Source organism: Streptomyces sp. NPDC058464 (genome assembly GCF_042721035.1).
Taxonomy (GTDB): Bacteria; Actinomycetota; Actinomycetes; order Streptomycetales; family Streptomycetaceae; genus Streptomyces.
In genome coordinates this window covers 410,013-420,489 of sequence record NZ_JBHXMA010000003.1, presented here as the reverse complement: position 1 = coordinate 420,489, position 10,477 = coordinate 410,013, and the positions used below count along the sequence as shown (strand labels likewise).

Annotated in this window: 8 protein-coding genes; 4 read left to right on the top strand and 4 right to left on the bottom strand. The window is 72.5% G+C overall.

From position 1 onward, the window contains the following. Positions 1–15 precede the first annotated feature (15 nt). The 3 genes from ACFWPQ_RS06995 to ACFWPQ_RS06985 form a co-directional block, all read right to left on the bottom strand. Positions 16–264 (bottom strand): chaplin, encoded by a 249-nt coding sequence (locus ACFWPQ_RS06995; protein WP_089107841.1) that lies wholly within the window; start codon positions 262–264, stop codon positions 16–18. Between the two features lie 185 nt (positions 265–449). Further along, a complete protein-coding gene (locus tag ACFWPQ_RS06990) occupies positions 450–1,091 on the bottom strand; it encodes a response regulator (RefSeq protein WP_384030717.1) in 642 nt (213 codons plus the stop codon). Beyond that, positions 1,084–2,229: a GAF domain-containing sensor histidine kinase gene (locus ACFWPQ_RS06985; protein WP_384030715.1), complete on the bottom strand. Its 1,146-nt coding sequence runs from the start codon at positions 2,227–2,229 to the stop codon at positions 1,084–1,086. The genes ACFWPQ_RS06990 and ACFWPQ_RS06985 overlap by 8 nt, the downstream gene beginning before the upstream one ends. A 225-nt stretch (positions 2,230–2,454) precedes the next feature. Here ACFWPQ_RS06985 and ACFWPQ_RS06980 point away from each other — a divergent pair, with 225 nt between their 5' ends. From ACFWPQ_RS06980 to ACFWPQ_RS06970, 3 genes are all read left to right on the top strand, one after another. After that, positions 2,455–3,150, top strand: coding sequence for an SDR family NAD(P)-dependent oxidoreductase (locus tag ACFWPQ_RS06980; RefSeq protein WP_384030713.1), 696 nt, complete (start codon positions 2,455–2,457; stop codon positions 3,148–3,150). Beyond that, the gene (locus ACFWPQ_RS06975; RefSeq protein WP_384030711.1) at positions 3,147–4,229 is read left to right on the top strand and encodes an S-adenosylmethionine:tRNA ribosyltransferase-isomerase; all 1,083 of its coding nucleotides are present in this window, start codon (positions 3,147–3,149) and stop codon (positions 4,227–4,229) included. Before ACFWPQ_RS06980 ends, ACFWPQ_RS06975 begins: the two co-directional genes overlap by 4 nt. Positions 4,230–4,524: 295 nt before the next feature. Then, on the top strand, positions 4,525–5,322 hold the full coding sequence (locus ACFWPQ_RS06970; protein WP_384030709.1) for a transglycosylase SLT domain-containing protein: 798 nt from the start codon (positions 4,525–4,527) through the stop codon (positions 5,320–5,322). An 84-nt stretch (positions 5,323–5,406) separates the two neighbouring features. Here ACFWPQ_RS06970 and ACFWPQ_RS06965 read toward each other — a convergent pair whose 3' ends face one another. Continuing rightward, a complete protein-coding gene (locus ACFWPQ_RS06965) occupies positions 5,407–7,953 on the bottom strand; it encodes an FHA domain-containing protein (protein ID WP_384030707.1) in 2,547 nt (848 codons plus the stop codon). A 232-nt stretch (positions 7,954–8,185) separates the two neighbouring features. Between ACFWPQ_RS06965 and ACFWPQ_RS06960 the strand changes: the two genes are divergently transcribed. Then, the gene (locus ACFWPQ_RS06960) at positions 8,186–10,255 is read left to right on the top strand and encodes a streptophobe family protein (RefSeq protein ID WP_384030705.1); all 2,070 of its coding nucleotides are present in this window, start codon (positions 8,186–8,188) and stop codon (positions 10,253–10,255) included. Positions 10,256–10,477: the final 222 nt, after the last annotated feature.

Genomic DNA, 10,477 nt, shown 5'->3' with positions numbered 1-10,477 from the left:
GTGCAGCGCGCGGTCTCAGTGGTTGAGGCCGAGGTTGCCGAAGGCGGGGTTCAGCACGCCGACGACGTTGATGCTGTTGCCGACGACGTTGACCGGGACGTCCACCGGGGCCTGGATGACGTTGCCCGAGACGACGCCCGGAGAACCGTGGGCGGCGCCGGCCGCACCGGCGCCGCCGGTGTGGGCGGAGGCCATGCCCGCACCGGCGGCCACGATCCCGCCGGCCACCATCGTCACGGCCGCTGCCTTCTTCAGGTTCTTCACTTCTTGAGCCCTCCTTGGCGATCGCCACGGCGGTCGCCGCGGCACGCACTGGAGAACGGCCACGGCCGGGAGAGGATGCGCCGTCCGGGTGACATTCCCACGACGGTATGAATCTCAGCCCGGAAGGCGACCCTCCGAGTTGCCGTCGGTGAAGCGTTGCGGAGGGCGTTTCAGCCGGTCACGAATCAGCCGGCCACGCCATGGCGAACGGCCCACAGGGCGGCCTGGGTGCGGTCGGCGAGGTCGAGTTTCATGAGGATGTTCGAGACGTGCGTCTTGACGGTCTTCTCGGACAGCACCAGGGCGCGCGCTATCTCGCGGTTGGAACGGCCGTCGGCGATCAGCCCGAGCACCTCGCGCTCCCGCTCGGTGAGCGAACCGCCCCTCCCCTGGCCGGTGTTGGCCTCCTCCTGGGAGAGCAGGGCGCCGGCCACCTCGGGCTGGAGCAGGACGTGCCCGGCGTGCACCGAGCGGATGGCGGTGGCGAGCGCGTCGGGATCGACGTCCTTGTAGACGTACCCGGCGGCGCCCGCGCGCAGGGCCGGGACGACCGTGCGCTGTTCGGTGAAGCTGGTGACGATCAGCACGCGCGCGGGGTTGTCGAGTTCGCGGAGCCTGCGCAGCGCCGCCACGCCGTCCAGGCCGGGCATCTTGATGTCCATGAGGACGACGTCGGGGCTCAGCTCCTGGGCGCGCTCGACCCCCTCGGCGCCGTCGGCGGCCTCGCCGACCACCTCGATGTCGTCCTGGACCTCCAGGAAGGTGCGCAGCCCGCGGCGGACGACCTGGTGGTCGTCGACCAGCAGCACCCGGATCACGTCAGCCACCGGGGACCTCCATCTCGATCGTGGTGCCCTTGCCGGGCGCCGATTCCACGCTCAGCGTGCCGCCGACGCCGCTCGCCCGGTCCCGCATGGAGACCAGGCCGAGGTGGCGTCCGGCGCTGCGGGTGAGGTGCGGGTCGAAGCCGCCGCCGTCGTCGGCGACCCGCAGGAAGGCGCCGCCGCCGCGCCGGTTCACGGTCACGTCGACGTGCTCGGCCCCGGAGTGCCGCAGGGCGTTGTGCAGTGCCTCCTGCGCGACCCGGAGCAGCGCCTCCTCCTGGGCGGCGGGCAGGGCCCGGAAGCCGCCGGCGGCGAAGGTCACGCGCGCGGTGTGGGCGCGGTCGAGGACCTGGATCTGGGTGCGCAGGGTGGCGACGAGGCCGTCCTCGTCGAGGGCGGCGGGGCGCAGCTCCACGACGGCGGCGCGCAGTTCGTCGATGGCCTCGGCGGCGAGCACGGCCACCTGGTGCAACTCGCCCTTGGCACGGGAGGGATCGCGGTCGACCAGGGCGGCGGCGGCCTGGGCGGTCAGGCGCAGGGAGAACAGCTTCTGGCTGACCGCGTCGTGCAGCTCGTGGGCGAGCCGGGAGCGTTCCTCGGCGATGGTCAGCTCGCGGCTGCGCTCGTAGAGGCGGGCGTTGGTGAGGGCGATGGCCGCGTGCTGGGCGAGGATGGAGAGGAGTTCCTCGTCCTCGGCGGTGAAGCCGCAGCCGCCCTCTGGCTTTTCACAGTTCTTGTTGGCCAGGAACAACGCGCCGATGACCTCGTCGCCGTCCCGGATCGGCAGGCCCAGGAAGTCGGACATGTCGGGGTGGGCCGAGGGCCAGCCCTCGAAGCGGGGGTCCGTACGGACGTCGGCCAGCCGCTCGACCTTCGCCTCGCGCAGCATCGCCGCGAGGATGCCGTGCTGGCGCGGGAGCGGGCCGATGGCCTTCCACTGGGCGTCGGTGACGCCGTCGACGACGAACTGGGCGAAGCCGCCGTGGTCGTCGGGGACGCCGAGCGCGGCGTACTGCGCGTCGAGCAGCTCTCGGGCGGAGGCGACGATCGTCTTGAGGACGTCGCGCACCTCCAGATGCCTGCTCATGGCCAGCAGCGCGGAGCTCACCGCCGCGAGGCCGGACCGGGGACCTTGGCTCATGCCCTCACGGTACCGGCGGGGTCCGACACCGCGGATCGGGCCGACGGCGCAGGGCCCGGGCCGGTGGCCGTACGCCCTCGGACCTAGGGCGCGGGGCCCGGACCAGGGGCGTAGTCCGAAGGACCCGCCGGGTTGCGGCCCGCGTCCGAGGCGGCCGGGGCGGTCCCCTTCCTACGTTGGGGGGCACCGCCGGGGCAGGCGGACGGAGCCGAGGGGACGGTTGTCATGCCGGTAGCGATCATCACGGGGGCCTCGAAGGGGCTGGGGCGGGCGCTGGCCGAGGTGCTGGCCGCACGCGGCTGGGATCTGGTGCTGGACGCCAGGAGCGCGGCGGTCCTGAAGGAGGCGGCGGAGGCGGTCGCGGGGCACGGGACGCGGGTGACGGCGCTGCCCGGCGATGTGACGGACGCCGGGCACCGGGCCGGTCTGGTGGCCGCGGCGTGGCAGCTGGGCGGGGTGGACCTGCTGGTGAGCAACGCCAGCGCGCTGGGTGCCGAGCCGCTGGTGCGCCTGGGCGAGCTGCCGCTGGAGGGGCTGCGCCGGGCGCTGGAGGTGAACGTGGTGGCGGCGCTGGGCCTGGTCCAGGAGGCGCTGCCGCTGCTGCGGGAGTCGGCGGCGGGTGCGGTGGTCGCGATCAGCTCGGACGCGGGCGCCGAGGCGTACGAGACCTGGGGCGGTTACGGCGCCTCGAAGGCGGCCCTGGACCAGCTGGCGGCGGTGCTCGGCGTGGAGGAGCCGGGGCTGCGGGTGTGGGCGGTGGATCCCGGGGACATGGCGACCGACCTGTACGCGGCGGCCGTACCGGACGACGACGATCCGCGGCCGGCACCCGAGTCCGTCGTCCCGGCGTTCCTGCGGCTCCTGGACGAGCGGCCGGCCAGTGGGCGGTACTGCGCTCCTGCCCTGGTGGAGGGGCGATGACGACCGTGGTGAGGGTGCCGGAGGAGCTGTCCGCGCGGGTGCCGGCCGAGCAGCGCGGGCCGGGTCTCGAGCGGGACGCCGTACGGCTGCTGGTGTCGCGCGGGACGGCGGTGTCGCATCACGCCTTCGCCGAGCTGCCGTGCCTGCTGCGGGCCGGGGACCTCCTGGTGGTGAACACGTCTCCCACCCTGGCGGCCGCCGTGGACGGGCGGGCCGGGCACGCGCGCGTGGTGGTGCACTTCTCCACGCGCGGGGACGACGGGCGGTGGGCGGTCGAGCTGCGGGAGCCGGACGGGAACGGGACCACACGCGCGCGTGCGGGCACGCGTGCGGGTAGTGAGGTGCGGCTGCCCGGGGGCGTACGGCTGATCCTGGAGGAGCCGCAGAGCGCGCGGGGCGAGCGGCTGTGGTGGGCGAGGGTGTCGGCGGACGTACGGGGACTGCTGCGGGAGCACGGGCGGCCCATTCGTTACTCCTATACGGAGCGGGACCAGCCGTTGTCCGTCTACCAGACGGTGTTCGCGCTGCCGCCGACGGACGGGGCGGGCAGTGCGGAGATGCCGAGTGCGGCGCGGCCCTTCACCGCTCGGCTGGTGGCGGAGCTGGTGAGCCGGGGGGTGCAGTTCGCGCCGATCACCCTGCACACGGGGGTGTCCTCGGCGGAGGCGCACGAGCCGCCGTACGCGGAGCGCTTCGCCGTGCCGGAGGCGTCGGCTCGGCTCATCAACAACGTGAGAGCAGGTGACGGCAGGGTGATCGCCGTGGGGACGACCGCCGTGCGGGCCGTGGAGTCCGCCGCCGGGCCCGACGGGGTGGTGCGGGCGGCCGAGGGGTGGACGGAGCTCGTGGTGACGCCCGAGCGCGGGGTGCGGGTGGTGGACGGGCTGCTGACCGGGCTGCACGAGCCGGAGGCCTCGCATCTGCTGATGCTGGAGGCGGTCGCGGGGCGGGCCGCGGTCGACCGCAGCTATGAGGAGGCGCTGCGCGGGCTCTACCTGTGGCACGAGTTCGGGGACGTGCACCTCATCCTCCCGGAGGAGAGCCCTCACACAGAGCATTGCGACAGCAACCACGAGTGAGATTCATGTGCGAGCCATGTGAGGCCGCACATAGGGCGCACATCACGTACGAACGGACATAGGAGATAAAGGGTCCCCTCCCGAACGGGGCAGACGTTCTAGTCTGTCCCGTTTTGCCCATCCGGGCTCCACTACCGGGGATCGTACGTCACACCTTTGCCACAGCATTTTGCGGCCGCTAAGAATGGCTGCCGTCGCTCAGCACCGCGGGTTCCCCCCGCGGTGTTCGTGCAGGAGGAGCCGGTCTCCCCCGCGGACAACGAGCGACCTCCGCGCTATTCGAAGAGGTCCTGCCATGCCCAAGCACACCCACAGTCCCACCCTGACCAAGCGCCACAAGATCGCGCTCGCCGGTGTCGCCACGCTCGGCGCCGCCGCCCTCGCCATCTCGGCCGTGCCGAGCAGCGCCGAGACGATCACGTCCGGTGCCCCCGCGACCGCCGCCGAGGCGGCCCACGGCACCGCGCAGATCCAGGACGTCACGGGCAAGGTCACCGACCAGCTGGCCCTCCAGAACGTCAAGGTCGAGGCCATCGCCGCCAAGACGAAGGCCTCCGCCCACCAGCTCCACGTGGCTCACCTGAAGAAGGTCCACGCGGCCCACGTCTCCCACGTGAAGAAGGCGCACACCGCCCACGTGAAGCACGTCCACGCGGCCCACGTGAAGCACGTCGCCGCCGTCAAGAAGGCCGCCGCCAAGCGCGCCGCCCAGCAGGCCGCCAGCCGGTCCGCGCAGCGCCCGCAGATCCAGCAGGTCGCCGCGAAGAACTACGCCAACAACCTCGACGGCTGGATCCGCCAGGCCCTCGACATCATGAACGCCAAGGGCATCCCGGGCTCCTACAGCGGCCTGCACCGCAACATCATGCGGGAGTCCTCCGGAAACCCGAACGCGATCAACAACTGGGACATCAACGCCATCAACGGCATCCCCTCCAAGGGCCTGCTGCAGGTGATCCCGCCGACGTTCGCGACGTACCACGTCTCGGGCACGTCCTGGAACATCTACGACCCGGTCGCCAACATCACCGCCGCCGCCAACTACGCGGCGCACCGCTACGGCTCGATCGACAACGTCAACAGCGCGTACTGAGGCCGCGCGGACCTCTGAACGCACACGCCGAAGGGCGGCACCCCGTTGCGGGTGCCGCCCTTCGGCGTCGTACGGACCACGGGGCTACTTGCGCATGACCTCGGGCTCGTGGCGGCGCAGGAAGCGGGCCACGAGGAAGGCACAGATCACGCCGAGGGCGATCAGGGCGACCATGTCCAGGGTCCAGGCGCCGGCCGTGTGCGCCCACAGCGGGTCGTCGGGCTTGCCCTTGCCGGGCGGGGCGATCCCGTTGAAGTCCAGGGTGGCGCCCGCGGCGGCGACGGCCCAGCGCGACGGCATCAGGTACGAGAACTGGTTGACGCCGACCGTGCCGTTCAGGGCGAACAGGCAGCCGGTGAAGACGACCTGGATGATCGCGAACATGACCAGCAGCGGCATGGTCTTCTCGGAGGTCTTCACCAGGGCGGACATGACCAGGCCGAACATCATCGAGGTGAAGCCCAGCGCCATGACCGGCAGGCAGAGCTCCAGGAGCGTGAGGTGGCCGAAGACCACGCCCTCCGCCGGGATCTTCCGGCTGGCGAAGCCGATGACGCCGACCAGCAGGCCCTGCAGGACCGTGACGATGCCGAGCACGAAGACCTTGGACATCAGGTACGCGGAGCGGGAGAGGCCGGTCGCGCGCTCCCGCTCGTAGATGACCCGTTCCTTGATCAGCTCACGGACGGAGTTCGCGGCACCGGCGAAGCAGGCACCGACCGCCAGGATCAGCAGGACCGTGGTGGCCGTGCCGTTCGGGACGGGCTGCTTCGTCGCCGGATTGATCTCCGTGTTGACCAGCAGGTCCTTGCCGGCGTCGATGAGCAGGCTCACCGAGCCGAGGACGAGCGGCAGCACCACCGTCAGGATCAGGAAGCCCTTGTCGGAGGCGATCACCGACACGTACCGACGCACGAGCGTGCTGAACTGCGACAGCCAGCCCTGCGGCTTGGGCGGTTTCATCGCCTGCATCGCAGGCATCTGTACGGCCTGTGGGGCAACGGCGTCGATGTCCGCGGCGTACATCTGGTAGTGCTGCGAGCCCTTCCAGCGGCCCGCCCAGTCGTAGTCGCGGTAGTTCTCGAAGGCGGAGAAGACATCGGCCCAGGTGTCGTAGCCGAAGAAGTTCAGCGCCTCCTCCGGCGGCCCGAAGTAGGCGACCGCGCCGCCCGGGGCCATCACCAGGAGCTTGTCGCACAGCGCCAGCTCGGCCACCGAGTGGGTCACGACGAGGACCGTGCGGCCGTCGTCGGCGAGGCCGCGCAGCAGCTGCATGACATCGCGGTCCATGCCCGGGTCGAGGCCCGAGGTGGGCTCGTCGAGGAAGATCAGCGACGGCTTGGTGAGCAGTTCCAGGGCCACCGACACGCGCTTGCGCTGGCCGCCGGAGAGGGAGGTGACCTTCTTCTCCTTGTGGATGTCGAGCTTCAGCTCGCGCAGCACCTCGTCTATGCGGGCCTCGCGCTCCTCCGTCGTGGTGTCGGCGGGGAAGCGGAGCTTGGCCGCGTACTTGAGGGCCTTCTTGACGGTCAGCTCCTTGTGCAGGATGTCGTCCTGCGGGACCAGACCGATGCGCTGGCGCAGCTCGGCGAACTGCTTGTACAGGTTGCGGTTGTCGTACAGCACCTCGCCCTCGTCGGCGGGGCGGTAGCCGGTGAGCGCCTTGAGCAGGGTCGACTTGCCGGATCCCGACGGGCCGATGACCGCGATCACCGACTTCTCCGGGACGCCGAAGGAGACGTCCTTGAGGATCTGCTTGCCGCCGTCGACCGTGACGGTCAGATGGCGCGCGGAGAAGGAGACCTCACCGGTGTCGACGAACTCCTCGAGCCGGTCGCCGACGATCCGGAAGGTGGAGTGGCCGACGCCCACGATGTCGTCCGCGTCGAGCAGCGCGTTGCCGCCCTTGGCGATCGGCATGCCGTTGACGTACGTGCCGTTGTGCGAGCCGAGGTCGCGGATCTCCATGCGGCCGCCGGGCGCGGAGTGGAACTCGGCGTGGTGCCGCGAGACCTGCAGGTCGGAGACGACCAGCTCGTTGTCCAGGGCACGGCCGATGCGCATCACGCGGCCGATGGAGAACTGGTGGAACGTGGTCGGGCTGCGGTCGCCGTAGACCGGCGGCGCCCCCGCGCCACCGCCGGCGGCCATGGCCGGGACGCCCTGCTGCTGCGGGATCGCCGGCGGGGCCTGCTGCCAGCCCTGTTGCGGAGCCTGCGGCTGCGCGGCCGACGGCTGCGGAGCCGCCTGCTGGGACCAGCCCGGACCGCCCGCGCCCTGCGCCGCGAGCGGCTGCTGCCGGGGCTGCGGCTGGGCGACGGCGGATGCGGCGCCCGACAGGCTCAGGCGCGGTCCGTCGTTGGCGTTGCCGAGATGGACGGCCGAGCCCGGGCCGATCTCCGACCGCTGGACCCGCTGGCTCTGCACGAAGGTGCCGTTGGTACTGCCGTGGTCCTCGATGGCCCAACTGCGGCCGTCGAAGCTGATCGTGGCGTGTCGCCAGGAGACCCTGGCGTCGTCGAACACGATGTCCCCCTGCGGATCGCGTCCGAGGGTGTATGACCTGGACGGATCGAGCGTCCAGGTGCGTCCGTCTGATTCGAGTACGAGTTCCGGCACTCCAAGCCCCATGAGTAGTCCCCCGAGTTACCCCCATCACAGGGAGTCTAGGGATGTCGAACATCGTCGGGAACTATTTCAGGCTCGGCCCTCTGACCGAAAGCCGGGCCTTGTGGAGGCCTCGGACGAGCGCTTCAACTCTTTCCGTTGACGGGGTTGAAACCGGCCCGGAGAGTGGTAATCCACGCGAGGGGGACAAGCGCGACGGAGTGGTCCGGTGTGCCTGCGGATCGGGGGGTCTGCCATGAGTGCTGGTGCGTCTGGTACGGGAGTCGAGCGCGCGGGGCACGGCGTACGGCTGCCGTGGGCCGACATCCTGTTGTCCGCGATCGCCACCGTGAGCTGGGCGTTGATCGGTATGGCGGGTACGGCGGCGCTGGGTCTGCATCTGCTGCGGGCCGACGCGGCGGGCTCACTGGGCCCCATGACCGCGGCCGTTGTGGCGCTCGGGGCGGGTGGTTCGGTCACCCCGGACGGAGATCTGTCCGCTTTCGGCCTGAAGGGAGCGGAGGCCACGACGGCCATCCAGATCACGCCATTGGGCGTGAGCCTGGTCGGCGCGCTGCTCCTGTCATGGTTCTTCTTACGGTCCCTGCGCACGGCGGGAGTTGTGATCGCCCCGGCCGAACTCCTGGCCCGGGCGGCCTCGGTGGTCGTGCTGTTCGTGGCGACACTGGGCGGACTGGCCTGGGCGGGGCACTCCGTCGTGACGATCGACGGCGGTGCGCTCGGCCTGGACAAGCTGCCGGGGGGAGGGAGCGGCGGCGGGCTGAAGATCCCCGGCATCGGTGACATCGGCGGGCTGCTGCCGGACCGCCTCGGCGACCTCGTGAACGCGAACGCGGCGGTCGGCTTCAGCGTGGACACGGCGGCGACCCTGCTCGGCGGCCTCGGCTGGGCGGTGGGCATCCTGCTGATCGCCCTGCTGGCCTCCCGCCGGACTCCGCTGCCGCGCGGCTGGGAGGCGGTGCACCGGGTGGTACGGCCGGCGGCCTCGGCGCTGGTGACGGTGCTCCTGGTGGCCGTGGCGGCCGGCTGGGCGGCGGCTGCCTTCGCGGCGATCGGCGACCCGCACCCGGCCCGGATCATGGGCGCGGCCTTCCTCGGTGCCCCGAACGGAGTCTGGCTGGGCATCCCGATCGGCCTCTTCGTCCCCTTCGACGGCCGGGCCACGGGCGTCCTGACCATGTTCCTGCCGCACCCCCTGGACGAACTCCTGAACTCGAAGTCCGACCAGTCGGTGACCCTGGGCCACCTGGCCGACCTGGACGGACGGGTGTGGCTGCTGGGGGTGGCGGCGGCACTGCTGATGCTGCTGGCCGGGGTGTTCACGGCGGTCCGGACGCCGGTGGGGCGGACTTCGGTGGGGCGGACTCCTGCCGGGCGGCCGAGCGGCCCGGCCGGGGCTGGGGGCGCAGGTGGGCCGGGCTCGCGTTCCGGCGCGCTCGGGTTCGCCGGGCGGTGTGCGGTGCGGCTGGGGATCGCCACCGCGCTCACGCTGCCGTTGCTGGCCTGGCTGGCGGACGTGTCGGTGGACGCCTCGCTGTCGGTGCTGGGCTTCGACGCGTTCGGGGCGGGGATCCAACTGCACGGGCAGCTGGGCATGGCGTTGCTGCTCGGCGCGGTCTGGGGCGCGGCGGCGGGGGCCGCGGGGGCGCTGCTGGCGTGGGTGACCGGCGCGGCCGGGTCGCGTGCGGCACCGCTGGCACTGGGTGACGTGGGACACGGCGGGGCGGGCGCCGGGCCTGCCCGCCCGGGGGGCGGCAACGCTCCCGAACGGGTCGGGAGCGGGGCGGGACCCTATGCACCGGGGACTCCGTACCGTCCGCCGAATCCGAACACGAACCCGTATCTCCGGGTGCCGGAGGAGCTGCGGGACTCAGGGGAGTCAAGGGGGGCAGGGGAGTCAGGGGGCGGCCGGGGAGCCTGGTCCGGTGGAGCGCGGCGGGCGGCGCCGCCGAGCGGTCCCGCCGTCCCGGGCCGACGTCCGCCGGACGCACCGCCCCCGCCGGACGCACCGCCCCCGGCGGACGACGGCCGGCGCGCCGACGCACGGCGGGCACCGGAGGAGAGCCGGCCGGGTGGCGGCGGGGACCGCTCCGACGCACCGCCGCCCGGCTCGGGCGACGTGTACGGCGCGCCCACCATGGCCCGGCCGGTCGACCCGCCGCCCCGCTCCTCGCGGCCCCGGCCGGGCGCACGGCGGCCCGACGGCTCCCAGGGCGGCCCGAGCGCCGGGCCGCCACCGCCGCCACCACCACCGCCGCCACCACCTCCTCCCCCGCCCCCTCCGCCCGGGCGACCCCGGCGCTGAGACCGGGCGCGGGACCAGGCATGGGAGCGGGAGCGAGGAGCGGGAGCCGGGAGCGGGAGCCGGGAGCGGCGGCCGCACGGATCGTGACGTCAGGCGTGCACGTGTCCCGGTGCCGAACCATGCGTGAGGACGCGGCCGGGTGTCTCCCCGGTCCGGCCCGGGCCGGCCCGGCCATGGACATCGCACGCACGTTCGCCCGTTGTCCGGAAGCAAAGCGTCCGA